The sequence below is a fragment of the Flavobacterium panacis genome (genome assembly GCF_024649945.1).
GTDB classification, from domain to species: domain Bacteria; phylum Bacteroidota; class Bacteroidia; order Flavobacteriales; family Flavobacteriaceae; genus Flavobacterium; species Flavobacterium panacis.
Map to the genome: position 1 here is coordinate 252527 of NZ_JANKMS010000009.1, position 25931 is coordinate 278457.

17 protein-coding genes are annotated in these 25931 nt (G+C 32.6%); 11 read left to right on the top strand and 6 right to left on the bottom strand.

The window, feature by feature from the left end:
* Window positions 1–53 precede the first annotated feature (53 nt).
* The 8 genes from NQQ59_RS19335 (at window position 54) to NQQ59_RS19370 (ending at window position 11507) form a co-directional block, all read left to right on the top strand.
* On the top strand, window positions 54–1961 hold the full coding sequence (locus NQQ59_RS19335) for a DUF3857 domain-containing protein (protein WP_144217365.1): 1908 nt from the start codon (window positions 54–56) through the stop codon (window positions 1959–1961).
* Window positions 1962–1992: 31 nt separating this feature from the next.
* Complete coding sequence (locus NQQ59_RS19340; protein WP_144217368.1) at window positions 1993–4005, top strand: DUF3857 domain-containing protein; 2013 nt, start codon at window positions 1993–1995, stop codon at window positions 4003–4005.
* A 1-nt stretch (window position 4006) separates the two neighbouring features.
* Window positions 4007–5998: a DUF3857 domain-containing protein gene (locus NQQ59_RS19345; RefSeq protein ID WP_144217371.1), complete on the top strand. Its 1992-nt coding sequence runs from the start codon at window positions 4007–4009 to the stop codon at window positions 5996–5998.
* A gap of 3 nt (window positions 5999–6001) precedes the next feature.
* On the top strand, window positions 6002–6328 hold the full coding sequence (locus NQQ59_RS19350; protein WP_012022600.1) for a nucleotide pyrophosphohydrolase: 327 nt from the start codon (window positions 6002–6004) through the stop codon (window positions 6326–6328).
* Between the two features lie 98 nt (window positions 6329–6426).
* Window positions 6427–7656, top strand: a complete 1230-nt coding sequence (locus NQQ59_RS19355) for a 3-phosphoshikimate 1-carboxyvinyltransferase (RefSeq protein ID WP_144217374.1) — start codon at window positions 6427–6429, stop codon at window positions 7654–7656.
* A 467-nt stretch (window positions 7657–8123) separates the two neighbouring features.
* On the top strand, window positions 8124–9173 hold the full coding sequence (gene queA / locus NQQ59_RS19360; RefSeq protein ID WP_144217376.1) for a tRNA preQ1(34) S-adenosylmethionine ribosyltransferase-isomerase QueA: 1050 nt from the start codon (window positions 8124–8126) through the stop codon (window positions 9171–9173).
* A 341-nt stretch (window positions 9174–9514) separates the two neighbouring features.
* The gene (gene kynU / locus NQQ59_RS19365; protein WP_144217379.1) at window positions 9515–10789 is read left to right on the top strand and encodes a kynureninase; all 1275 of its coding nucleotides are present in this window, start codon (window positions 9515–9517) and stop codon (window positions 10787–10789) included.
* A 271-nt stretch (window positions 10790–11060) separates the two neighbouring features.
* Window positions 11061–11507: a YMGG-like glycine zipper-containing protein gene (locus NQQ59_RS19370; protein ID WP_144217381.1), complete on the top strand. Its 447-nt coding sequence runs from the start codon at window positions 11061–11063 to the stop codon at window positions 11505–11507.
* 57 nt (window positions 11508–11564) lie between these two features.
* Here NQQ59_RS19370 and NQQ59_RS19375 read toward each other — a convergent pair whose 3' ends face one another.
* Window positions 11565–13361 carry a hypothetical protein gene (locus NQQ59_RS19375; RefSeq protein ID WP_144217383.1) on the bottom strand — a complete coding sequence of 599 codons (1797 nt, stop codon included), beginning with the start codon at window positions 13359–13361 and terminating at the stop codon, window positions 11565–11567.
* 199 nt (window positions 13362–13560) lie between these two features.
* On the bottom strand, window positions 13561–15117 hold the full coding sequence (locus NQQ59_RS19380; RefSeq protein WP_144217386.1) for a hypothetical protein: 1557 nt from the start codon (window positions 15115–15117) through the stop codon (window positions 13561–13563).
* Between the two features lie 110 nt (window positions 15118–15227).
* On the opposite strand from NQQ59_RS19380, the gene NQQ59_RS19385 reads away from it, so the two are divergent.
* Window positions 15228–17618 (top strand): penicillin acylase family protein, encoded by a 2391-nt coding sequence (locus tag NQQ59_RS19385; RefSeq protein WP_144217388.1) that lies wholly within the window; start codon window positions 15228–15230, stop codon window positions 17616–17618.
* Window positions 17619–17747: 129 nt separating this feature from the next.
* Here NQQ59_RS19385 and NQQ59_RS19390 read toward each other — a convergent pair whose 3' ends face one another.
* The 4 genes from NQQ59_RS19390 to NQQ59_RS19405 all read right to left on the bottom strand — a co-directional run bounded on the left by NQQ59_RS19390 (window position 17748) and on the right by NQQ59_RS19405 (window position 22558).
* Window positions 17748–18197 (bottom strand): hypothetical protein, encoded by a 450-nt coding sequence (locus tag NQQ59_RS19390; protein WP_144217391.1) that lies wholly within the window; start codon window positions 18195–18197, stop codon window positions 17748–17750.
* A 150-nt stretch (window positions 18198–18347) separates the two neighbouring features.
* Window positions 18348–19808 carry a serine hydrolase gene (locus NQQ59_RS19395; RefSeq protein ID WP_144217393.1) on the bottom strand — a complete coding sequence of 487 codons (1461 nt, stop codon included), beginning with the start codon at window positions 19806–19808 and terminating at the stop codon, window positions 18348–18350.
* Between the two features lie 375 nt (window positions 19809–20183).
* Complete coding sequence (locus NQQ59_RS19400; protein WP_144217396.1) at window positions 20184–21692, bottom strand: serine hydrolase; 1509 nt, start codon at window positions 21690–21692, stop codon at window positions 20184–20186.
* 74 nt (window positions 21693–21766) lie between these two features.
* Window positions 21767–22558, bottom strand: a complete 792-nt coding sequence (locus NQQ59_RS19405; RefSeq protein ID WP_144217399.1) for a helix-turn-helix transcriptional regulator — start codon at window positions 22556–22558, stop codon at window positions 21767–21769.
* A 206-nt stretch (window positions 22559–22764) separates the two neighbouring features.
* Here NQQ59_RS19405 and NQQ59_RS19410 point away from each other — a divergent pair, with 206 nt between their 5' ends.
* Together NQQ59_RS19410 and NQQ59_RS19415 are read left to right on the top strand one after the other, a co-directional pair.
* On the top strand, window positions 22765–24249 hold the full coding sequence (locus tag NQQ59_RS19410) for a DUF1254 domain-containing protein (RefSeq protein WP_144217402.1): 1485 nt from the start codon (window positions 22765–22767) through the stop codon (window positions 24247–24249).
* 10 nt (window positions 24250–24259) lie between these two features.
* Complete coding sequence (locus tag NQQ59_RS19415; protein WP_222104885.1) at window positions 24260–25708, top strand: DUF1214 domain-containing protein; 1449 nt, start codon at window positions 24260–24262, stop codon at window positions 25706–25708.
* The last annotated feature ends 223 nt before the right edge of the window (window positions 25709–25931 follow it).

The window sequence follows — 25931 nt, forward strand, 5'->3', positions numbered from 1 at the left end:
ACATTTGTTAAGGATTTCTGAAAATAATATATATTTGACGAAAATACTTACTAATGAAAAACCTTTTTTGCGCATTATTTTTATTCTTAATCAGCTTCACTTCCTTCGCTCAAAAAAGCGCTTATCCTATACTTTCTGTTCCTGACAGTTTAAAGCAAAATGCAGATGCTATTCTTCGTTTAGATCAGATGGATATTGTTATTACTTCACAAAGAAGTATGAATATTAAAGTCCAAAGAGTTGTTTCTGTTTTAAATGAAAAAGGATTAGAAGATATTGCTTCTTATCAGCATTATGATAAAACAACTTCGATAAAAAATATTGAAGCAATAGTTTATGATGTATTAGGAAACGAAATAAAGAAAATTAAACGAAAAGATTTTAAAGACCAGAGCGCAGTAGGCGGCAGTACACTTTTTTCAGATAGTCGAGTGCTTTATTTAAATTATACTCCTGTATCGTATCCTTTTACAATTGCGTATACTAGCGAAATCGAAACTTCCAATACTGCATTTATACCCAAATGGTATTTTATTGGCGGTTATAATTTGAGTGTAGAAAAATGTGTTCTGAATGTTACTTATCCAAAAGGATTGGGCTTTAAGAAAAAAGAGTTTCAATTTAATCACTTCAATATACAAAAAACTGCAGATACAGATACTAATTTGAGTTATGTCGCAACAAATATAGTTGCTCAAAGACAAGAAGATTTGAGTCCGTCTCCTTCCGATCTTTTTCCTAAAATCATGATGGGATTAGAAAATTTTCATTTGGAAGGAGTTGACGGAAATGCTACTACTTGGGAGGCATTTGGTAAATGGTATGGTGATAAAATCTTAACAGGAACGACTGTTTTGCCAGATGAAACAAAAGCAAAAATCAAAGCTTTGGTTGGAAACGAAACAGATCCAATTAAAAAGGCTAAAATCATTTACGATTATATGCAAAAAAAATCGCGATATGTAAATATTGCAATCGGTATTGGCGGTTGGAAACCTATGTTGGCCAACGACGTTGATCGTTTAGGATATGGCGACTGTAAAGCATTATCAAATTACACCAAAGCACTTTTGCAGGTTGTAGATGTTCCATCTTATAATACTATTTTGTATGGCGATCGTTACAAATCAGATATTCAGTCAGATTTTGTTTCGATGCAAGGAAATCATATGATTTTGGCAATTCCTAATAAGGATAATTATATCTGGCTAGAATGCACAAGTCAAGATGATCCGTTTGGATATCAAGGAACTTTTACCGATGATCGTGATGTTTTGGTTGTAAAACCAGAAGGAGGAGAAATTGTACGAACTAAAATCTACGATGATAAAGGAAATATACAAGATGGAAAAGGAGTGTATACGATCGATCAAACAGGAAATTTTTCTGGTGTTTTAAAAATTGCCTCACAAGGGAGCGTTTATGCAAGTAAATCTCGTGTAGAAACGATGCAACCAAATGAGAAAGAAGAACATTATAAAGAGTATTGGAATAATATCAATAATTTGAAATTAGGAAAAATCACTTTTACCAACGATAAAGAAAATATTCGTTTTATCGAAGATGTTCAGTTAAGCGCGGCCAATTACGGAACACTTTCTGGAAATAAAATGATGTTTGTTGTTGATGCTTTTAATCAATATACAGGAAATGTAAAACGAATTAGAAACCGTAAAAATCCATTCCAAATTCAGCGTGGTTATTTAGATACTGATGAAATTGAGATCAATCTTCCTCAGGGTTTCAGTATTGAATTTCTACCCCAAAATTATGAATTGAAAGGTAAGTTTGGTGAATATAAAACCGAGATTGTAAAAAACGATGCAAACAAACTTACTTACAAAAGATCTATGTTTTTAAACAAAGGAAAATACTCGAACAAAGAATACGACGAATACCGATTGTTTATGGAACAAGTATCCAGAAATGATAATGCCAAAATAATACTCACCAAGAATTAAAATCAACCAAAAACTGACCAAAAAATTACCAATGAAAATTATAAATCTTATCTGCTTGTCTGCATTTCTTTTGCTGACAACAAATTTAACCGCTCAGGAATTTAGATTAGGAAAAGTATCTATTGCAGAATTACAACAGAAAGTGCATCCTAAAGACTCTTCGGCTCCAGCTGCTATTTTGTACAAAAAAGGTGTGTCCAGAATGGAGTTTGACCAGAATGACGGTTTTTATATGATGACTGATGTAGAAACCCGTATTAAAATTTATAAGAAAGAAGGTTATGAATGGGCCAATCAAAATGTTTGGTATTATAATACAACTAATCTTAAAGAAAAGGTCTTTTTTACAGATGCTGTTACTTATAATCTGGTAGATGGTAAAATAGAAAAAACAAAATTGAAAAGTGATGGATCTTTTGATGAAATACTTTCTAAATACAGAGGTCAAAAAAAGATCACAATGCCAAATGTAAAAGAAGGTTCTGTAATAGAATTTCGTTATACAATCAGATGTCCAAATGAAGGAATTATTCGTGACTGGGATTTTCAAAGTTCTATCCCTGTAAACTATTCTGAGTTTAAAGTAGCGTATCCTGAATATTATGTTTTTAAACCAAGACAAAAAGGGTACCTATTTCCGAAAGTTATAACTTCAAAAGGGCCTAAATCAATTACGATATCCAGTAAAGAAAGGGGAAATGGATATGTTTCTAAAACTAGTTTCTCAACAGATAAAATCGATTATATTGAAACTGAAGTTACTTATGTAGCTCAGGATTATCCAGCATTGAAAGATGAAAGTTATGTCAATAATATCAATAACTACAATGCAAGTGTAGAGCATGAGTTAGCATTGACACATTTTCCTAATAGTGGAATAAAAGAATATGCAACAGATTGGAATTCGGTTGTAAGAACAATTTACGAATACGAAGACTTTGGTCCAGAATTAAATAAAACAGGTTATTTTGAAGAAGATCTGAAGAAACTTCTGGCAGACAAAAATAATCAAGACGAAAAGATCTTGGCTATATTGAATCATGTAAAATCCAATATTAAATGGAACGGTTACATGGGGTACGGTTGCGATAATGGAGTTAAAAAGACTTATAAAGAGAAAACGGGAAATATTGCAGATATCAACTTAATGCTAACGGCAATGCTGCGTTATTCTGGTTTAACTGCAAACCCAGTCTTAGTAAGTACACGTTCAAACGGAATTGCATTGTTTCCAAACAGAAATGCTTTTAATTATGTGATTGCAGCAGTAGAAACTCCAAACGGGTTTATTTTATTAGACGCAAGCGATAAATATTCGACACCAAATATTCTTCCTTTTAGAACATTAAACTGGTTGGGAAGATTAATTAGAAAAGACGGATCTTCACAAGAAATAGATTTAATGCCTAAAAAAACATCAAATGACATTGTTTTTATGAATTATGATATTGATGCTCAAGGAAAAGTTGCCGGAAAAACCAGAAGGCAATGTTCTGATTATAATGCGATGATTGCTAGAGTAAATTTTGAAAAGCTGAAAGAAGAAGAGTATTTGGAAAAACTAGAAAATAATAGTGGCAAAATCGAAATTAGCGAATATTCAAGAACAAATGAGAAGGATTTATTAGCTCCAACTGTAGAAACCTATTCTTTTACAGGAAATAATTTATGTGAACTTATTGGAGATAAAATATATGTAAATCCGATGTTGTTTTTTACTCATGATAAAAATCCTTTTAAGCAGGAAGTAAGAGAATATCCAGTAGACTTTGGTTATCCGTTTTTAGATAAGTACAGTATCACAATCAAAATTCCTGATGGTTTTACAGCTGAAACACTTCCGACTCCAGTAAATTTTAATATGGAAAATAATTTGGGAAGCTTTAAATTTAATATAGCAGCAAATGAAAATGTTTTACAGCTAAGTATTGCACATCAAATTAATGAAGCCATCGTTGCAACAGAACAATATGACATGTTAAAGGAGTTTTATAAAAGCTTAATTGCAAAGCAAACAGAAAAGATTGTTTTAAAACGTATTTAAGATGAAACAAAGATTTGTCCTGATTTGTATTGCATTATTTTGGAGTACAATAAACAGCAATGCCCAAAAATATGAACTTGGAAAAGTAACTGTTGCCGAACTGCAGGAAAAAGTAAATCCTGCAGATTCTTCTGCACCTGCAGCCATTTTATTCAAAAAAGGAAAAACCGTTTTTTCTTATAATAACAAAGTGGGTTTTTCGGCTATTCATACTTATGAATTTAAAATTAAAATTTATAAAAAAGAAGGATTAAAATGGGCCGATCAAAAAGTACATTATTATGTGGGCTATCAAAACTTAAATGAAGATTTATTGGAGTTTTCGAATGTAGTGACTTATAATTTGGAAGATGGTAAAGTGACTAAAACAAAACTTGAAAGTCAGGGAGCATTTAAGAAAAAAATAAATGAATACTGGAATGAAAAGACAATCACACTACCTAATGTTAAAGTCGGCTCTATCATTGAATATAAATATGTCTTAAAGTCGGAAAATATTGGTGAGTTTCCCGATTTTGATTTCCAATTTGATATTCCGGTAAATTATTTTGAATACAAAACAGAGTTTCCGGAGTTTTATATCTATAAAACTCTTTTGGTTGGAAAAAACAAAATAGAAAGTGACTCGAAACTTACAAATGGAAATCAAAGTTTTGATAATGATTATGGACAGACTCGAAGTTTGACATACAAACAAATTGATGCTTTCTATTCGGGGAAAAATATTCCGGCTCTGGTAGAAGAACCTTATGTTAATAATATAGAAAATTACAGAGGATCTATTAAACACGAGTTAGAATGTATTCGAATGCCAGAGCAACCCGTTAAAGATTTTACGATTACTTGGGAAGGTGTTGCAACCTCTATTTTTAAGGATGAAAATTTTGGAAAAGAACTTAATAAAAAAGATTTTCTGCTAGAAGACGTCAAGAAACTATTGACAAATGTCGAGTCTTTAGAAGAAAGAACCAATATCATCTTTAAGTTCGTTCAAAACAAGATGAACTGGAACGAGATGAATAGTTGTTTCTCAAAAAAGGGAGTTGAAAAAGCATACAAAGATCAGACTGGAAATGTAGCGGAGATTAATTTCATATTAATCAATATGCTCAAGTTGGCTGGAGTAGATGCCAATCCGGTTTTGGTAAGTACTATTGAAAATGGTATACCAGTTTATCCAACAAGAACAGGATTTAATTACTTAATTGCATCTGCGGAAATAAACGAAAAACAAATCCTACTTGATGCTTCCAGAAAATATACTTCACCGAACATACTTCCGCTGAATATCTTAAACTGGAAAGGAAGATTGATTAAAAGTAATGGTGTTTCCAAAGAAATTGATTTGGTTCCGAATACTGCTTCTAAAGAAAATGCTAGTATTACTGCTGTCATCAATGCGAATGGAAAAATAGATGGAAAAATCAGAATTCATCGTACAGATTATGACGCATATAGATTCCGAATTCAGAATGCGGCTAAAAATCAGGAGAATTATATCGATAAGTTAGAGCAGCAGTTAGGCGATTTGAAAATCTCAGACTATTCTATCACTAATAAAACGACCAATCTTTCAGATCCAATTACCGAAACATTTGCTTTTGAAGGTAATAATTTTGTAGAAAGCATTGGTGGAAAATTGTTCATAAATCCGATGTTGTTTTATACAAAGAACAAAAATCCTTTTACACAGGAAAAAAGGCAAATGGGAATTTATTTTGGTTATCCAAGTCAGGAAAAATATCTTATTACTTTTGAAATTCCAGAAGGTTATGTTGTTGAAACGCTTCCGGCACCAGCAAGATATTCGCTTCAGGATAGTTCTATTGCCTTGATGATGAATATCCGAAATGATGGAAATAAAATACAGTTTAGTTTTTCTAAAGACATAAACCGTAGTATTTTTGCGGCAGAAGACTATGAATCTTTGAAAATGCTTTTTCAAAAGATGATCATAAGTCTTGATCAAAAAATTGTTCTAAAAAAAGTTTAAAAAATGGATTTGAAAAACGCACAGTTAGACGTAGATACCTGGATAAAAGAACACGGTGTTCGTTATTTTAACGAATTAACCAATATGGCACAACTTACAGAAGAAGTTGGTGAAGTAGCCAGAATTATTGCACGTCGTTATGGAGAACAATCGGAAAAAGAAAGCGATAAAAATAAAGATTTAGGAGAAGAATTAGCCGATGTTGTTTTTGTGGTTTTATGTTTGGCCAATCAAACGGGAATCGATTTACAAGCTGCTTTTGATAAAAAAATGGACTTGAAATCGGTTAGAGATAAAGATCGTCACAAAAACAACGATAAATTGAAATAATTGTGAAATTTTAACGCAGATTTTGATTTACGGGCGAGGAGTGGTAAATTGCACGCTTGGATTATGTCACTCATAATTCGCAACTCATAACTAATATCATGAATTTAAAATTAAGCACGAATTCAATATTCACTATTGATGATTCGCAACTCAATATCACAGGTTCTAAAAGTGAAACCAACCGCTTATTATTATTAAAAGCGTTATTCCCAAATATTACTTTAGCCAATACTTCAAATTCAGATGACAGCGAAGTAATGCAGAAAGCATTAATTGGTAATGACGAAATTGTAGACATTCATCACGCAGGAACTGCCATGCGTTTTCTAACTGCTTATTTTTCTGTTAACGAAGGAAGAGAAGTCGTTTTAACAGGATCAAGTAGAATGCAGGAACGTCCAATCAAAATTTTGGTTGAAGCTTTGGCTCAGTTAGGAGTTGAGATTTCTTATGAAAAAGAAGAGGGTTATCCGCCAATCCGAATCAAAGGGAAAAAAGTTACGGCTTCAAAAGTAAACTTGGCAGCCAATGTAAGCAGTCAATATATTTCTGCACTTTTATTAGTGGCTTCAAAATTGGATAATGGTTTAGAACTGACGTTAGAAGGTGAAATTACTTCAATTCCTTATATCAAAATGACTTTGGCTTTGCTGAATGATTTAGATATTAAAACCAATTTTGAAGGAAATGTAATTAAAGTTTTCCCTAAAGAATCAGTCGAATCAAAAGAAATGGTTGTAGAATCTGATTGGAGTTCGGCTTCTTATTTCTTTAGTTTAGTGGCTTTATCAGATGCTGCAAAAATAACATTGAGCAGTTATAAAGAAAACAGTCTTCAAGGAGATTCAGAATTAGTTTCTCTTTATCAAAAAATGGGTGTGAAAACAACTTTCCAAGGCAATAAAATGACGTTGGAAAAAGTGGCAGGATTCAATTATCAAGATGTAAATTTTGAATTGAATAATACACCAGACATCGCACAGACAATCGTTGTGACTTGTTTAGGTTTAGGAATCGGATGCCACTTAACAGGACTTCATACTTTAAAAATTAAAGAAACAGACCGTCTTGAAGCTTTAAAAACGGAGCTAACTAAATTAGGGGCAAATATTTCTGTGACTAATGACAGTTTAACTTTAGTAAAATCAGATGATATAAAACACGATGTTCATATTGCAACTTACAATGATCACAGAATGGCAATGGCATTTGCACCGCTAGCCATCAAAGTTCCAATTATTATTGATGACGCAGAAGTAGTTTCAAAATCATACCCAGATTTCTGGAACGATTTGAAAGCTTTGAATTTCCAAATCTCAGAATTGTAAAATTTGAACCATATAAGTTATATAAGTTCATTTAAATAAAAGTTAAATTCAAAGCTTGTAAAAAGGGATTGAATTTCCAAATTATAGAATTCTAAAATTTGAACCATATAAGTTATATAAGTTCATTTAAATAAAAGCTAATTTCAAAGCTTGTAAAACATAGCCTCTGGTTTCAACCAGAGGTTTTTTTATATGCAGTTTTAAAAACCTGTCAGGTTTAAACAGGATACTAATATTAACTTATATAACTTATATGGTTGAAAAATTTACTAATTTGCTTTAAAAAAGTTAAAATTAATTTAAATATTCGGTTTTTAACCCATCCAGAAACATCACAAAATCAAGGACTTTTGAAAATAAACGTCAAAACACTTGACAACGCCTATCTCACAATCGTATATTTGCAGTCGATTTAAAATTTTAGATAAAAAAGTCTAAGATTGATATTTTAAAATCTAACTTCAAATATGAAATTATCACACTTCAATTTCAATTTACCGAAAGAACTTTTGGCTGAATTTCCAGCAGAAAACAGAGATGAATCTCGTTTAATGGTAATTGACCGTAAAAAAAATACGATCGAACATAAAATGTTTAAAGACGTAATCAACTATTTTGATGACGGAGACGTTTTAATTCTTAACAATACAAAAGTTTTCCCTGCACGTTTGTATGGAAACAAAGAAAAAACGGGAGCTAGAATTGAGGTTTTCTTATTAAGAGAATTAAATTCTGAGCAAAGACTTTGGGATGTTTTAGTTGATCCAGCTAGAAAAATCCGTATTGGAAACAAACTTTACTTTGGTGATGACGATTCATTAGTGGCTGAGGTAATCGATAATACAACTTCTCGTGGTAGAACATTACGTTTCTTATATGATGGATCTTACGAAGAATTCAGAAACAAATTGACAGAACTTGGAGAAACTCCAATTCCTAAATACATCAACAGAGATGTTACTCCAGAAGATGCTGAAAGATACCAAACGATCTACGCAAAAGAAGAAGGAGCTGTAGCAGCACCAACTGCTGGTTTACACTTCTCAAAACATCTTTTGAAAAAATTAGAAATCAAAGGAGTGAACTTTGCTGAGGTAACTTTACACGTTGGTTTAGGAACTTTTAACCCAGTTGAGGTTGAAGATTTATCTAAACACAAAATGGATTCTGAGGAATTGATCATTACTCAAGAAGCTTGTGATATCGTAAACGAAGGAAAAGCAAAGAGAAAACGTATTTGTGCAGTAGGAACAACTTCTATGCGTGCAATCGAAAGTTCTGTTTCTTCTGCTAATACTTTAAATCCTTATGAAGGATGGACAAATAAATTTATTTTCCCTCCTCACGATTTCAGTATTGCAAACTGTATGATTACAAACTTCCACACACCAAAATCAACATTATTGATGATGATTTCTGCTTTCTGTGGACATGATTTAATGAAAAAAGCATACGAAGAAGCAATCAAAGAAGGATACAAATTCTATTCTTACGGAGATGCGATGTTAATTCTGTAATCGGAATTAATTTTCAATATAAGAACCCGATAGTTTTATATAAACTGTCGGGTTTTCTGTTTTTATGAATGTTTCAGGTTTCAAGTTTCAGGTTTTTTACGTTCGTTATGAAATTTTTTTACCGCAAAGATCGCAAAGATTTTTGCTCCAGTTTGTGTTTGTCAAATGCAAAAGAACGCAAAGCTTTGCGAACTTAGCGTTTGTAAACGTTTAACCTTAATAACAAATCTTTGCGAACTTTGCGGTTAAACCACACAATGCATGTCAACTTGAAACTTGAAACCTGAAACTTCAAACAAAACAAACAAAATTTGTTATTTTAGCAAGCAAAACAAAAAACAATGACTTTTCAAAATACACGCGAATTTGCACGAGAGCTAGATTCGAAAGATCAATTAAACCACTATCAAGAACAGTTTATTTTTCCTAAAGTAAATGATAAACGAGTAATTTACTTTACAGGAAACTCATTAGGATTACAACCAAAACGTACCAAAGCTTACATTGATGAAGTAATGAATGATTGGGCAGAATTGGCTGTCGAAGGTCATTTTTATGCCGAAAAACCTTGGTGGGATTATCAAGAAAGATTTGCTGAACCTTTGAGTAAAATTGTTGGTGCGCTTCCATCAGAAGTTACGGTTATGAATACTTTGACAGTAAATCTCCATTTGTTGATGGTTTCTTTTTATCAGCCAAAAGGGAAACGTTATAAAATTATCTGCGAAGAAAAAGCTTTTCCGTCAGATCAATACATGTTTCAAAGTCAAGTGAATTTTCACGGATACAAACCTGAAGATGCCATTGTGGAAATCAAACGTAGAGAAGGAGAACACAATATTCGCTTAGAAGATGTTTTAGACAAAATTGAAGAAGTGGGTGATGAACTGGCTTTAGTCTTAATTGGTGGAGTAAACTATTATACAGGACAAGTTTTTGACATAAAAACAATAACTGCAGCTGGACAAAAAGCAGGAGCAAAAGTAGGTTGGGATTTAGCGCACGCTGCTGGAAATATCAAATTAGAACTTCACGATTGGAATGTAGATTTCGCCGCTTGGTGCAGTTATAAATATATGAATTCAGGACCAGGAAATGCTTCTGGCTGTTTTGTTCACGAAAGGCATCATAATTCAGATTTGCCAAGATTCGCAGGTTGGTGGGGACATAACAAAGAACGCCGTTTTAAAATGGAACCAAACTTTGATCCTGTTCATGGTGCAGACGGATGGCAGATTAGTAATCTTCCAGTTCTTTCATTAGCACCATATTTAGCTTCAGTTGATATGTTTGCTGAGGTTGGAATGGATACCTTAATTGCAAAACGAGATCATATTACTTCTTATCTGGAATTTATTTTGCATGAAATTGATAAAGAAGTAGAAAGTACTTTTGAAATTATCACACCTTCAAATCCAGAAGAAAGAGCTTCTCAATTGTCTGTTTTTCTTCATGGAGAAGGAAGAGCTTTATTCGATTATTTAATGAAAAACGGAGTAATCACAGATTGGCGTGAACCAAATGTAATTCGTCTGGCACCAGTTCCGTTGTATTGCTCTTATGAAGATATGTACGACTTTGGGCAAATCCTGAAAAAGGGAATTTTAGGAAAGTAAAAAATATTTCTCGCAAAGACGCAAAGTTTAATAAAAAAAACAACCATATAAGTAATATAAGTTCAACTAAGAATAAACTTAAAATATCTTATATTACTTATATGGTTCAAAAAAACTTTGCGCCTTAGCGTCTTTGCGAGATTTCTATAGGCGAAATTTACTTGAAAGAATATTCTTTATCTTAATTTTATAAACTTTCAAAAGAATTCTGTAACAATGGATATGGCAGATATTTCGTAATTTGTAGTGTATAATTTTTAAAACCACAATCATGAAAGGCTTATATGTTTTATTAGCAGCGATACTTTTAACTTCTTGTCAACATCAAAGTAAAGAAGATATAAATAAAGCCAAACAAGCCAGTATTGATTCAATGAAAGTTGAGATTAACAAGCAACGAGTTATCGATTCAATGAAGACTGAAATGGCTAAGATAAAAGAAGAGCAAAAAGTTGAATCTGAAAAAGAAAAAGTTGTTGTTGTGCATCAGCAGGCAGCAAATGGAAATACGACAGCGACAACAACCACAACTACTAAGAAAAAAGGTTGGAGTGCAACTGCTAAAGGTGCCGTAATTGGCGCTGGAGTTGGCGCTGCAACAGGAGCAATTGTCAGCAAGAAAAAAGGTGAAGGAGCTATTATCGGTGGATTAGCCGGTGCTGCTTTAGGAACCGGAACTGGAGCTGTAATTGACAGTAAGAATAAAAAGAAAGAATAATAATTTCTTATCAATAAAAACAAACCCCAAATTATTTCTAATTTGGGGTTTTCAATTTTAAACCAACTCTGAAACGGGAATTTTAATATCAACTAATTCTGATTTACAAGAATCGAGTTGATCAATATCACCCTGAAAGACCGGCGTCGATTCAAATAAATTTTTATAATACTCAATTCCATCTAACAGATTAGATTTAAAAGTATTCCATTTTTTTTGTTGTGCGGTAGAAAGTTCTTCCGATATAGATTGAATTTCATTTCTGAAATAGGTAATGTACATTTTTAACTCCTTAATAAACAAGTTCGGACGATTTGTTCTAATAACCGATTTTCCGTGGTAAATATGCTGTATCATATCTTTCAAAGAAACTTCCTGATCAAAATAAGCTAAGTTTGGTCCTGGGCAAATTACAACACCTTGCGCCTGACCTTTTACTTTTATATCATTTTCTAGATAAGATGCATTTGCCAAACCAACACACAAACAAGATTTCTCTGTGATTTTGATTTTACTTTTTTCAAAATCATCAACAGATAAAGAATCTTTTTTTGCTTCTAATTCTTCCAATTTAATATCCTGATATTTTTTAGAAGCTGTACAAATTCCGTGTGGATCGTATTCTTTGCTTAATGCTAAAAATTTCTTCGGACAAGAACTTCCGGCTTTATTTTCATGAATTCGTTTTTGCTTTAAAAATTCATTTGTAGTGCCTTTCAAAGTATTGAATGGAACTCCCAAAGGTGAAATATTACTTAAATAGAAATCATCTTCTTTGGCATTCATTAATAAATTACGAGTTTCCTTATCCACAGAAGTTGCTTCTGGAACTAATAAAAACGGTGAACCCCAGCCAACAGCATCTACTTGATATTCATCCAATAAAAATTCATGTTCTTGTGCCGTTCCAACACCGCCTTGAACTGTAATTTTCAATTCTAAAGGATTTTCAGGAACATGCTGGTTTTTGGCTTGTAAAGCCTTAATCATTAAATCATGGGCAGATTGTATCAATTGATCTTTTTTCAGCTTGAATTCCTCTAAAATAGTGCCCAATAAGAGTCCGTCGGTTGCGAAGGCGTGTCCGCCGCAGTTTAATCCTGATTCAATTCGGTATTCAGAAACCCAAAGACCTTTTTTCGCTAAGAAATTTCCTTGAATCATAGCCGATCTAAAATCACTTACTTTCAAAATGATTTTCTTTCTCAGTTCGTTATTTTCATTCGGAAAAAAATCTTTGAAATTTTCAAAATAACCAAATAATCTCGGATTCATTCCTGCAGAAAGTACAACAGACGATTCTAAATTACTATTCGCAAAACCTCTCAAAGCAGCATGAGCATCATTAAATTCAATTGGAAGCTGTTCGTTTTTGACAAAATTATCTTTGTCCAATTTCGTCATGATGTTCACATCGATTTCTCCTGGAAAAAGATGCGTTTCGATATACTGCTGAATGTTTTCTTTAAAAGCAATTCCATCATCCAACAAATTCTGAAACCCTTTTTTAATATCAGAAGTATTGGGCATCATCGACATGAAGTTTTCCAAAGCTGTTTTGCTTTCAGCCAATTCAATTTTGAAATTTTCGAATTTCTCTTTTACAATTTTATCGACTAAATTCAAATAAGAAGTAATTCGTTCAGCACGATAATCGTGAAATTTTTGGGTGATTTCTTCGTAAGGAATATTGAATTTAGTGCTGTAAAAATTACGCATTTTCTCAATCAAGTCATCATCAGCGAGAGCAATAACAGACGAAATTCCGTACTGCGCCACGCGAATTGGACTGTCAATTGTATATGCAAGACCCATTACCGGAATGTGAAAGGTGTGTAAAGGTGTTTTTGCCATTAGTTTTCAGATTAAAATAAAGGCAAATATTGAAAAAATGATTTTCCTAAAACCTGATAATTGTCAGGTTTGAAAGGGATTGTGGATACTGTAAAAATAGAGCCACGAATTACGCAAATTTTCTCTAATTTTTCTTTTTTTAATAAGCCAGCTAGAAAATTAGTATCAATTTGTGTAATTCGTGGCAAAAAACAATTTTTTAAATCAAAATTTTCTTCAAAGATTCAGCAATACTGCGCCATAAAAAGTTGTAGAATGATTTTTCTTGAATTCGTTCTATTTCAACATCGGCAGTTTTGGCTTGGTCTTTTGAATCGTTTTTGACTAATAAATTAGCAATTGCCGATTTAAGTTTGGCTTCTTTTTCGGGCTTTTTCTTTTTGTATAATTTCACTTTCAAATCATCATAATCCAAAGAAGCATTTCCTTTTGAGATATTATCATTTCCGTAGAAATTAAAACGGTATTTATGAAAAACTCCGGTAAAAGAAGCATTCATATAAGGTTTGCTGAATCGTTCCATAGCTCTAACATCAAAATTAGAAATCACACCTTGAATATGGAAACCATCATTTTTATCCAAAACATTAAAACTCCAATCCACATTCAGCGGAGAAGTTTTCATGAAAATACAATTGACTTTAATTTTTACATCATTCGTTTTTTTCAAACCAAAGCCACTTCGCAGATTTGTTGCCTGCAAATTGAATTTATCAAAATTTAAAACTCCCGGACCTTTTGAGAAATCAATTTCTTCTTCGTAAACCAATTTCGATTTCAAAACTTGTAAAGTATCAATCTGCAATGGAAATTTTATATTTCGAAGTAAATGATTGTACAAGTATTTTTTACTCAAATCATCTTTTGGCATTTTACCACGATAAATATTCGCGTCAAAATGATTGATTACTAATGAATTTGCTTTAAAATAAAAACGATCATTTTTAAAACCCCAATCCATTTTTGCCACTTGAGCCGAATCGAATTTTAAAGTATAAATATCTTTTTCTTTTTCCAGTAGTTTTACAAAATTCGGTCGGTCAAATTGAGGAAGATTAGAAAAATTATTGATTTTTAGAAAGTTCTTTTCAGTACTTATCTTTCCGATATTGATATGATAAAAAATACTCGGTCTGTAAAATAAGCTATCAATGACTAAAGCATAACTTTTGTATTGAAGCGGAATTTTTTCTTTTAAAGTGGCATCGGTTATTAAAATTCCTTCCAGTTTTAAAAGAATTTTTTTAATGCTGAAAATTGGTTTTTGAGTATCTAAAGAAACAACATCAACAGTTCCGTCATTCAGATAAATATTCGAAACGCCTATAATTTTTTGGAAAGGTTCGACAATTTCGTTCTTAATGCTTTTGCTGTTGTTTATCAGTTTTTCGCCTTTTTTATATAAAATGACACGAGGCTTATTAATGATAATGCTTTCTGCTCTAATAATATCGCGAAAAGCCAAATCCCAAATATTGAAATGTTTTATAGTAATAGATTCTATTTTAGAAAAGAGTCCGTTTTTACTGTCTTTCGGTTCGTTTTTCGGACTGACCAATAAAGTCTGTGCGTAGATATTTCGAGAAAAAAGAGAGACTTCAATTTTTTCGTAATTAATATTATAAGCTGTTTTGTTTTTTTCGTGAATGACAATCGGAAGCTGTTTTTTAATCCAGTAATTCAGACCAATGTTGGCAAAAATTACGAGTAGAAGAAGAGAAATTATTCCAATTGCTATTTTTTTATAGATTGACATTTATAGTATTAATTTTAAATACATAAATTTAGACTTTTAAAGAGCGATTTCTTTTATAAGATTTTAGAGAAAAGTTATATCATTTTGAATTTTTTATCCTTTTTTAGAATATGAGAATAATTAAAAAAATCCTGCTGACTTTATTGGTTCTTATTGTAATTCTTGCCATTGGTTTATTTGCTTATATTTTTCATTTAAAACCAAAATATGAAGGCGCGTTGCAATTGAAAAATCTGGAAAAAGAAACGACAGTATATTTTGATGAGTTTGGCGTTCCTCATATTTATGCCGATTCTGAAAAAGATGCGATGACCGCTCTTGGTTATGTGCATGCGCAGGAAAGATTATGGCAAATGGAATTACTTCGCAGAATTGCACCTGGACGTTTGTCTGAGATTTTTGGTGGAGTTGCTTTAAAAAATGATAAATTTTTCGCAGGAATTGGTATTGAAGAAGCTTCCGCGAAAGCGATTGCTCAATTAGACAAAAACAGCGAAAGTTATAAATTAACACAAGCTTATCTGGATGGGATTAATCAATATTTGGAGGAAGGTGTAACGCCGATTGAATTTACTTTAGTTGGGGTGAAAAAACAAAAATTCACTATAAAAGACGTTTATAATATTTTTGGATATATGTCTTTCAGTTTTGCAATGGCTCAGAAAACAGATCCATTATTGACTGATATTAAAAACAAATATGGTGTTGAATATTTAAAAGATTTAGGAATTAATGGTGAATTTAACAACACCAAAATTAAAATCTCAAAAGAGAATTTGGGAGAATATACAGAGATTTCAAAATCTATATCGGCAATGTTAGATCAATCTCCAATTCCACCGTTTATTGGCAGTAACAGCTGGGTTGTTGGACCTCATAAATCGAAAAGTGGGAAAGTAATTTTTGCGAATGATCCACATATTGGGTTTTCACAACCTGCAACTTGGTACGAAGCACATTTGGTAACACCGCAACACGAATTGTACGGCTGTTATTTGGCTGGAACACCGTTTCCGTTATTGGCGCACAATCGTAATTATGCTTATGGATTAACGATGTTTGAAAATGATGATATCGATTTTTATCAGGAAAAAAACAAAGCCAATGACGAAAGTCAATATCAAACTCCTACAGGTTTTGAGAAATATGAAATCAGAAAAAAAACAATCAAAGTAAAAGATTCATCAGATGTAGTTTTGGCGGTTAAATCCAGTAGACACGGACCAATTATGAACGATTTGATGGAGCGTCTGGAAAAGAAAAATCCGATTGCGATGTTGTGGACTTATACCAATCAGCCGATTCAGATTTTGGATGCTGCATACGGACTTTCACATGCAAAAAATAAGGAAGAATTTAAAAAAGCGGCCAGCTTAATTGCAGCGCCAGGATTGAATGTCATGTATGGAGACGCTAAAGGAAATGTAGGTTGGTGGGCAACAGGAAAATTATACAGACATAATGAAGGTGTAAATACACATTTAATTTTGGATGGCGCAAGTGGAAAAGATGACATTGTAAAATATTTAGATTTTGAGCAGAATCCATCTTCAGAAAATCCAGAATGGGGTTATGTGTATTCGGCTAATAATCAGCCGGAAGAAATTGATAATGGTTATTTGTATCCAGGATATTATCTGCCAGAAGATCGTGCGAAGAGAATCTCAGGAATTCTTGACGCAAAATCAGATTGGGATAAAGAAGCGATCAGCAAAATGATTTACGATAATACTTCTGATGTTGCTGTTGAAGTAGTAAAAAATTTGATTTCAAACATTGATCTTAATTCTGCTTCAGCTGAAGAAAAAGAAGCAATAAAGGTTTTGAAATCATGGGGCGGCACAACCAATCTAGAAGATGTTGCGCCAACGATTTACAACAAATGGATTTATCAGTATTTAAAAAATACATTTGAAGACGAAATGGGAAAAGAGAACTTTAATTTGTTTCTAGGGATTTCTGTTGGAAAACAAGTTATTGCGAATCAAATTAAAAATGAAAATTCGGTTTGGTGGGATAATATTAAAACCAAAAATGTAAAAGAAACGAGAAAAGATATAGTCTCTAAATCTTTTCATGATGCTATAATAGCTTTACAAAATCAGCTAGGAAATACCATTTCAGATTGGAATTGGGGTAAAGTTCACACTGTAGAACACGAACATCCGTTAGGAAAAGTCAAAGCGCTTCGCGGACTATTTAATGTTGGGCCTTTTAATTCGCCAGGATCAAACGAAGTCATCAATAATTTATTCTTCGGATTTAATGATGAAGGTAAATACTATGTAAAAGGCGGTCCTTCAACCAGAAGAATTGTAGATTTTTCAGATATCGAAAACAGCTGGAGTATTCTCCCAACAGGTCAATCAGGAAATCCTTTCAGTAAACATTACGACGATCAAGCCGAAATGTACAATGCAGGAAAGTTCAGAAAAATGAAATTGAACAAAGAAGAAATTATAAAAACATCTACAAAACTGGTTTTGAAACCGAAGAAGTAGTTTTTTTGTTTCAGGTTTCAGGTTTCAAGTTTCAAGTTGAAGAACAAGATCTTTGTCAAAGTTTAAAACTTTGACAAAGATTAAAAACTTAGAACCTTAGTATCTTAGTATCTCAGAACCTCAGAACCTTTACTTAGAAATATACTTTCCCTTCACAATATCATCCGCAAAAATGTTCAAATTATTGATCAGCACTTTATTGTTGGTCATCACGTTTTTGGTTTGATAAGCAGTATCTTTTTCGTAGGCTTTTAATAGCGTTTCCAGTTCTACTTCATCAAATACAACAAAACTGTTGTAAATCGCATCTCTAAAATTTTTGTAATTAATACTTTGGCTAATTTCCATAGCTTTTTGGTCGTTCCAGCCTTCTTTTGCAGAAGCTTCATTTATTTTCGAGAGGCAAAAATCAACTACATAATTTTTATAATGTGTTGCTTCGACGATTCTATCGATAATAATTTTATTCTGTTGTGATGGCATTGCAGGAGACTGAGAATTGTTTTGCGAAATACAAACAGCTGGAATAAACAGACATAACGATAAAGCCAGAAAGGCTTGCTTTTTTAAGTTTTTCATAGGTTTTTAGTCGTTTTGGGTACGGCTAAAATAGTTTTTTACAACGATAAAAATTCGGTTTTGAATGTTAGAAATTGTAACAAAAAAAACTCCGATAGAAAGATTGTAAATCAATTCTAGCGGAGTTAAGCTTTTAAGAATTATAAAATCTTACTTCCCAGTTTTCTTTGTAAGTTCGTCTAAGACTTTTTTCCCATTTTCATTTGAAGGATCCAATTCTACTGATTTTTTATAATTGGCAATTGCCAATTTTTTATCACCATCAGCCAAATAAGCTTCGCCTAAACTATCATAAGCATTTCCAGATTTTGGAAAAGCTTCTGTATTGATTTTGAAAACTTCAATTGCTTCTTTCTTTTTTCCGGTTTGTAATAATTGATATCCAACTCTGTTCATATCACCTTCTTTGATAGCGTATGTTGGATCGTTTTTAAACTTTTTGTAGCTTTCTGTTCCTGCGGCAACACCTTTTTCATTATAAATATCTAATAAATCTAAGGCCAAAGATTTTTGAGGTTGCTCAAATGGTTTGTTGTATAAAATAGCTTGAATAGCATCGGTCATTTCTCCTAAAACAGTTCCGCCAGTATTATTTAGTAAAACTACTAGATTTTTATCTGTAAAAATGCGTGAAATAATGGTGTTAAAACCGTTTATTCCTCCGCCATGTCCAACCATTTTTGGTTTGCCTTTATCTCCATTATCAAATTCATCTATAAACCATCCATAACCATAAGATGCGCCTCCAGCTTTTATGTAAGGTTTAAATAACAATTCCATACTTTTTTCAGAAAGTAATTTATTAGTGTAAAGTGCTTGATCCCATAAATATAAATCTTCAACGGTAGAATACAAAGATCCAGCAGCGTATGGAATACTCATATCAAGATAAGCTGCGTTGACAATTTTCTTACCTTGTTTTTCATAGCCAGCAGCTCTGTTTTTTAGAATGACATCGCTATGATCGTAACCAGAATTCATCATTTTTAAAGGTGTAAAAACGATTTCCTGTAAATATTGCTCATACGTTTTGCCTGTAATTTTTTCAATAATATATCCCAATAAGAAATAACCCGAATTGCTGTAGTTGAATTTTTCGCCTGGCGTAAATTCAAGCGGTAAACTAGAAAACGTTTTTACAAATTCTGCTGGAGTATAAGGATTTCTTGCTTTGTCTTTAAAGAAATTTGGTGCACTAGTATAATTTGGAATTCCCGAAGAATGTGTCAATAACTGGTGAATCGTAATTTTATCACCATTTTCTTTTGGATAATCTGATAAGTAAGTTGTAATTGGAACATCAAGCTTTAATTTTCCTTCTTCAGCCAGTTTTACAATTAAAAGTGCTGTGAATTGCTTGCTAATAGAACCTAATCTAAATTTTGTGTCAGGCTGGTTTGGAATATTCCACTCCATATTAGCAGAACCAAAACCCTTTTTGAAAATTACTTTTCCATTTTCGGCAACCAAAGCAGAGCCGTTAAATTGTCCGTATTCGTTGTATTTGCTAAGGAGCTGTTCTATTTGCTGTGCTTTATCCTGAGCAAAAACACTCAGAGTTGAAAGCTGAAAAGCAATAAAAAGTGCAATAAGTTTGATTGATTTTTTCATAATGATTGAAAATTATGGTTTTGGATTAATAAATGATTCGTTTTTGATTGATGATTGAAACTTTTTAACTTCAATTTATTCAGTAAGTTAATGACGAATTTACGTTTTCTACTTACAAATAAAATGAGGTTCTTAAAAGTTTAGACGATCATTTTTTAAAATGGTTTCAATAAATAAAGTGTTTTTTTTATTTTTTTCATAAAAAGGCTAGAGCACAGACCAAAATGACTGAAAAAGTCGGTCTATGCTCATAACTAACAAATATTTTGAAGTGCTATAAAGCAGTTAAAATAGTGCTTAAATAAAGTAACAGAAGAATGAATAATTTTATCATATTTCTCAGAATTAGTGTTACTATCTGATTTAAGAAGAGCGTTACTTGGTTTCGATATCGACTATTTTTCTCCCGTTTTCACCTAAATAATGAAGCACAATACTTTCATAAATTTTATAGCCATCATCAACATTGGTAAAAATGATTAATCCTTGTTTCGTTTTTGGAAGCAAAATAAAAATAGTTTGAACACCTTGATCGGCTCCGCCATGCGAAAGTGCATAGTTTTCATTTCCTAAATCATAAATTTCAAAACCTAAACCAAAGTATTTATCTTTTTTAGTTTGAATTTGATGCGAAATCATAGCATCAAAAACCTTTTTACTTAATCCTTCGCCATTCATAACACTGGATAAAAATCTACCGTAATCTTCAATTGTAGTCAATAAGTCATCGGCCGCATTTACAGATTTATTTTTAGTAGGCTCGTAAGCATTTCCATCTTTGTCATAATTAATAGCATATCTCGTAAGATCTATTTTATCATTCCAAATTAATTGGGAATCGTTCATTTTAGAAGGTTCAAAAACTAATTCCGAAGCCAATTGATCTAGTGTTTTACGAAATTTTTTCTCTAATGCTCTTCGTAGATATTCAAATCCTTCTCCAGAATATTGATATTTTGTTCCAGGTTTAAACTTAAAATCCAATTTTTTAGATTCATTAAAAGATCTCCAATTTGGAAAACCCGTTTGATGGCTCAAAATAATTCTAGTTGTCAATAATTTATGATTCGGATCTTTGGCAATATCTGGATCAATCCAGTAGTGATCAAGTGGTTCGTCCAAATCCCATTTTCCTTGAGAAACCAATTTCAACGCAACCATTGCAGTTATAGGTTTAGTGAGCGAAGCAACATTCCAAATCGTATTATAAGGTGCAGGAACATCTCGTTTTAGTTTGCCAAAAGTTTTGATCTGTTTTAGTTTTCCATCCGAAATAATGCCCAATCCTAAAGTAGGAATGTTATTTTGTTTCAGCCATTTTTCAGTTTCTTGATCATCATCAAAAAGGTTTGATATGCTTGCCGTAGAACTAGTCATTTGATGATTGTAACTTAGTGATCTTGCCAGTTTCCAATCTTTATTTTTCAAGAGCCAAAGATGTGTGAATTTGGCAAAACTTCCCGCTTGTTCGGCATTACCAGCCGAAGTTTCATAAAAACGATGCGTTCCCATTTGTATCGCACCATACAAAACGCCATTTTTAGATAAAGGATAAATTTCAGTGCTTCCGTCGATGAGTTCTCTTCGGTAATTGTATTTTCTTGCTGGAGAGCAAATGCCACTTTTAAGCGTTTTTAAAAATCTTGCCTTATTCGAAATACTGTCTTTGTCATGATAAAACTCAAAATCCTCGGTATATAAATTTTCGAATTGTTTTATGTCACAAGTGTTAAAACCAACATTAAATAATAAACTGTCTTTCGACATAATGGTTTTATACAAGGCCGAACTTTTTTCTTCCTGAGAAAAACTGAATTGAATTTGAAAAAGGAGTATTCCAACTAAAAAGATTTTTAATTGAAAAGGAGTGTCATTGATTTTCATTATTTGTGATGATTGATTGATGAATGGCAAAATTACTTCAATCTAAAATCACAAAATTGTACAAAAGCGAAATATTATCTTTTTTGAGAAAGAAAATAGGAATCGGGATCGAATGTTTTTGGAGTAGTTTTAGTTACATCTTTAAACTTTTTAATAAAATGCGACTGATCAAAATACTTATTATAAAGTGCAATTTCTGTTAAACTCATTTTGTCTAAATCTGTATTTACCATTTGGTCAACTGATTTTCTGAATTTTAGAATTTGAATGTATTTTTTAATGGTCAATCCAGTTGATGTTTTAAATTTAATTTGCAGTAAACGTTGTGAAGTCTTCAATAGTTTACTGATTTCTGAAACCGAAATTTCTTCTTCTTTTTTAATGATTTCACCAATCCTTTCGATGAGATTTTTATCTGGATTTGAAGAAGCTAATTCTTCAAAATAAGAATTTGTTGCCTTTAATAAAGTTTCAATTTCTGAATTAATTTCAACTTTAAATGGAAGTTCTTCATGATTAATTTGAACGATAGAATCGACGAAACTGTTTAAATCATATTTTGGAAACATAGAAAGTGTCCAGCCATGAAATTGAATGATTGTGACTTTGGTTTTAGATTCTATATTAACCAAAACTTTATTTGTCATTTGCGAGCAGAAATAGATTCCTGGGTTGAGTTCATATTTCTTTTTGCTGGTATGAACCTCAATTGCATTTCCAGAAACAATAGCAAGATTAAAACAACCATTTGGAAGTACCAGTTTATTTTCGATTTGGCTTTCGCTGAAGCTGTTGTCCAGACACCAAATTTTATTGACAAACCTTTCTGAGTTTTGGCTTACATAGTATTCGGAATATAATTTCATATAATCTGGATTAAACTTTAAAAATTGGTGTAGGTCATTTTTTATTCAAATTTAATTTAAAAAGTACAAACAAATGATTCTCGAAAGAATTAAAAAAGTGGTTTCATTTTATAATTTGAAACCTAATAGCAGTTTTAAAAAAGTTGAATTTTCGTACCAAAAGTTAATTTTGATTTGAGTTTTATGTCCAATCAAAAAATAATACCATGAAAAAAATAATTCTTTGTTTGTTTTTGTTAACGCTTCTTGCAGCGGGTTGTAAGAAAGAAACGGTGGTAAATAACGAAAGTAATACTGCTGATTCTTCAAGTGTAGATGGTTATGAATTTGTAGGAGGTTATCCGACCGAAGCTACTATTCAAAAAGCGTATGATGATGCCGATCTTAATCGTGCAATCCAGACTTATAAATTTTTCTATCCAACTGTTTCCGGTGCGGCGATTGGTTTAGGAAATTTAGAAATGGGAGTTACAGCGAATAAGGCTTTTGGAACATTGGATACAAAACCTGCTCAGGTTGGTTATACATTGAATTCAGATACACCTTATGCGCCTGTTGTAATTGATTTATCAAAAGGACCAATGGTAGTAGAAGTTCCTGCCGGACCACTTATTGTTGTAGCAATGGATGTAAATCAGCGTTGGGTTGCCGATATGGGAATACCAGGTCCTGATGCAGGAAAAGGAGGAAAACATCTTATTCTGCCATTTGGTTATAAGGGATTGGTGCCAAGTTCAGGTTATCATGTTTGGCATTCTTCATCAGATAATCTAACAGTTGGCGTGCGTTCTCTTCCTGTTGGCGGCGATGTAAAAGCTGCTTTACAAAGACTTACCACTGTAAAAGTTTATCCATTAAATAAACCAGCCGACTGGAAAGATCCAACATGGATTGAACTTAGCAATAAACCTCAAAATACAACGCCACTTGAATATGAAACCAAGTTTAAATATTGGGAAGTATTAAAACAAGTTATAGACCGTGAACCTTCTTATGATGGTTATCGAGATTATTATGGTGAATTGTCTGTATTAGGAATTGCAAAAGGAAAACCATTTAATCCAGATGCTCGCATGAAAGGAATTTTAGAAAAAGCAGCAAAAATTGCTAATGCACAAATGCGTGTGCAATCGTTTGCAGATCGCCGACCAGATCGCGTGGTTTGGAAAGACCGTCAGTGGGAATGGGTTGGGCTTCGTTTTGAAGATGGTGATTTTAACACCCAAAATTATGTCGATATTGATGCACGAGAAACTTGGTTTTATCAAGCAATTGGTGCTTCTCCCGCAATGTTCAGAAGGAAAGAAGGAGCTGGATCTTTATATTGGCTCGGACTTAAAGATAATACAGGAAAATATGTAGACGGTTCTAAAACGTATAAACTAACTATTCCAACTCCTGCTCCTGCAAAACTTTTCTGGTCGGTAACAGTTTATGATGCTGAAACAAGAAGTCAGGTTGCAACAGACCAGAATAAAGCGGCATTGCGATCTATGTTTGAACTAAAAGATAAAATAGGTGATAAAACTGTCGACTTGTATTTTGGTCCAAAAGCACCAGAAGGCAAAGAAGGACAGTGGATAAAAACAATTCCAAACAAAGGTTGGTTTGTTTACATACGTATTTACGGTCCAGAGAAAGCAGCTTTTGATGGAAGCTGGAAACCAGGAGATTTTGAAGAAGTAAAATAATCTTCTAATTATGAAAAGGATAATTATTTCAATTGCAACGCTGTTTTTTATAACCGCTTGCAAAAAGGAAAATACAGTAGAGAACAATTCATCTCAAAACAATGGATCTTCGCAGAAAATGGAATTTCATGCTGAGAACATTAAAGAAAAAATCCTGTACAACCGTGCAGTCGATGCCGCAATTTGGGGAATTCCGGCAGTTAATTTTCAGCTCATGTACAAAGAGATGGAAAAACTAAACGGATCTTATAATCAAATAGTGTATTGGCCAGGTCTATTAAACTGGAAAAATCAAACACTAACACCAAATCAGGACGTAATTTACTTGATGCCTTTTTTTAATACAGAAAAAGGTCCAGTAGTTTTAGAAATTCCACCTGCAGACAATGGTATTTTTAATGGAAGTGTAATGAATTGCTGGCAAGGAGCTATTGAAGATGTAGGTCCCGGCGGAATGGATAAAGGAAAAGGAGGTAAATATATTATTCTACCACCAGGTTACGATAAAGCTAAAATTCCATCTGGATATTTTGTAATGCAATCAGATACCTATCGAGGTTATGCACTTTTACGTTCAGTACTTAAAAGTGGAAGTGATGCAGACGTAAAACTAGCAGTTGATTATGCAAAAAGAGTAAAACTCTATCCTTATTCTGAAGCTTCAAATTCACCTAAAACAACATTTGTGGATGCTTCAAAAGCGGTTTATGATTCTTCTATCAAATATGACGAAAGTTTTTATGAGACGCTCAATGAAATTGTACAGCAAGAGCCTTTTCTTGAGCGCGATAGAGCAATGATAGATCCTTTGAGAACAATTGGTATTTATAGAGGAAAAAGCTTTAGCCCAGATGCGAGAACAAAGGAAATTTTTAGGATAGCTGTTAATGAAGCGAGAGATTGGCTTATTTATAATTACGAATCTATAAAGCCTTTTTACACAGGAACTAATTGGTTTTTTCCAGCAGACAAAGAGAATGTAATGAGTGTAAAAAGTTCTTTTGGTATAAAAGAAATTTACCCGATTGACAACAGAGGTCTATGTTATATGATTGCTTTTTTTAGTGCAAAACATCTAGGAGAATCTCAGTATTATCTTATGACAACTAAAGATAAAGATGGTAACTTATTAAAAGGGGATTCTTCTTATAAAGTTACAGTTCCTGCCAATGTTCCTGTAAAACAATATTGGTCAATGACAGTTTATAATAGAGAAACTCATACCTACATTAGAGAATCTAAATGGGCAGGACGTTCTTCTCAAACACCTAATTTGAAGAAAAATAGTGATGGAACTGTAACGCTTTATTTCGGACCAAAACCACCTTCTGAAGGAGAGACCAATTGGATTCCGACAGATCTGAAAGGTGATTTTGAAATATTAGCTAGATTTTATGGTCCAACTCCAGCGTTATTCGATCAGTCGTGGAAATTAAATGATGTCGAAAAGGTTAATTAATTCAGAAGAGCCCAGTTTTTAAGCTGGGTTCTTTGTTTTAATGAAGATCTATAAATGATTTTTTATTTTGAAAACGGGACTGCATGAGGGATAGAGGCGGTATCCTTTTATGGAGTGAAACGGAATAAAAGATATAGCCGAAAGCCCGACCCCGCTTTTTTCGGCGGGGACATGCCCAACTAAATATTAGTCTTTACGGGTAAATATTTGTCTTATTTTAAAG

What these genes read in the sequence shown, in the direction of transcription:
- NQQ59_RS19335 (WP_144217365.1), top strand. Translation starts at nt 54, where the DNA reads ATGAAAAACCTTTTTTGCGCATTATTTTTATTCTTAATCAGCTTCACT.
- NQQ59_RS19340 (WP_144217368.1), top strand. Translation starts at nt 1,993, where the DNA reads ATGAAAATTATAAATCTTATCTGCTTGTCTGCATTTCTTTTGCTGACA.
- NQQ59_RS19345 (WP_144217371.1), top strand. Translation starts at nt 4,007, where the DNA reads ATGAAACAAAGATTTGTCCTGATTTGTATTGCATTATTTTGGAGTACA.
- NQQ59_RS19350 (WP_012022600.1), top strand. Translation starts at nt 6,002, where the DNA reads ATGGATTTGAAAAACGCACAGTTAGACGTAGATACCTGGATAAAAGAA.
- NQQ59_RS19355 (WP_144217374.1), top strand. Translation starts at nt 6,427, where the DNA reads ATGAATTTAAAATTAAGCACGAATTCAATATTCACTATTGATGATTCG.
- queA (WP_144217376.1), top strand. Translation starts at nt 8,124, where the DNA reads ATGAAATTATCACACTTCAATTTCAATTTACCGAAAGAACTTTTGGCT.
- kynU (WP_144217379.1), top strand. Translation starts at nt 9,515, where the DNA reads ATGACTTTTCAAAATACACGCGAATTTGCACGAGAGCTAGATTCGAAA.
- NQQ59_RS19370 (WP_144217381.1), top strand. Translation starts at nt 11,061, where the DNA reads ATGAAAGGCTTATATGTTTTATTAGCAGCGATACTTTTAACTTCTTGT.
- NQQ59_RS19375 (WP_144217383.1), bottom strand. Translation starts at nt 13,361, where the DNA reads ATGGCAAAAACACCTTTACACACCTTTCACATTCCGGTAATGGGTCTT.
- NQQ59_RS19380 (WP_144217386.1), bottom strand. Translation starts at nt 15,117, where the DNA reads ATGTCAATCTATAAAAAAATAGCAATTGGAATAATTTCTCTTCTTCTA.
- NQQ59_RS19385 (WP_144217388.1), top strand. Translation starts at nt 15,228, where the DNA reads ATGAGAATAATTAAAAAAATCCTGCTGACTTTATTGGTTCTTATTGTA.
- NQQ59_RS19390 (WP_144217391.1), bottom strand. Translation starts at nt 18,197, where the DNA reads ATGAAAAACTTAAAAAAGCAAGCCTTTCTGGCTTTATCGTTATGTCTG.
- NQQ59_RS19395 (WP_144217393.1), bottom strand. Translation starts at nt 19,808, where the DNA reads ATGAAAAAATCAATCAAACTTATTGCACTTTTTATTGCTTTTCAGCTT.
- NQQ59_RS19400 (WP_144217396.1), bottom strand. Translation starts at nt 21,692, where the DNA reads ATGAAAATCAATGACACTCCTTTTCAATTAAAAATCTTTTTAGTTGGA.
- NQQ59_RS19405 (WP_144217399.1), bottom strand. Translation starts at nt 22,558, where the DNA reads ATGAAATTATATTCCGAATACTATGTAAGCCAAAACTCAGAAAGGTTT.
- NQQ59_RS19410 (WP_144217402.1), top strand. Translation starts at nt 22,765, where the DNA reads ATGAAAAAAATAATTCTTTGTTTGTTTTTGTTAACGCTTCTTGCAGCG.
- NQQ59_RS19415 (WP_222104885.1), top strand. Translation starts at nt 24,260, where the DNA reads ATGAAAAGGATAATTATTTCAATTGCAACGCTGTTTTTTATAACCGCT.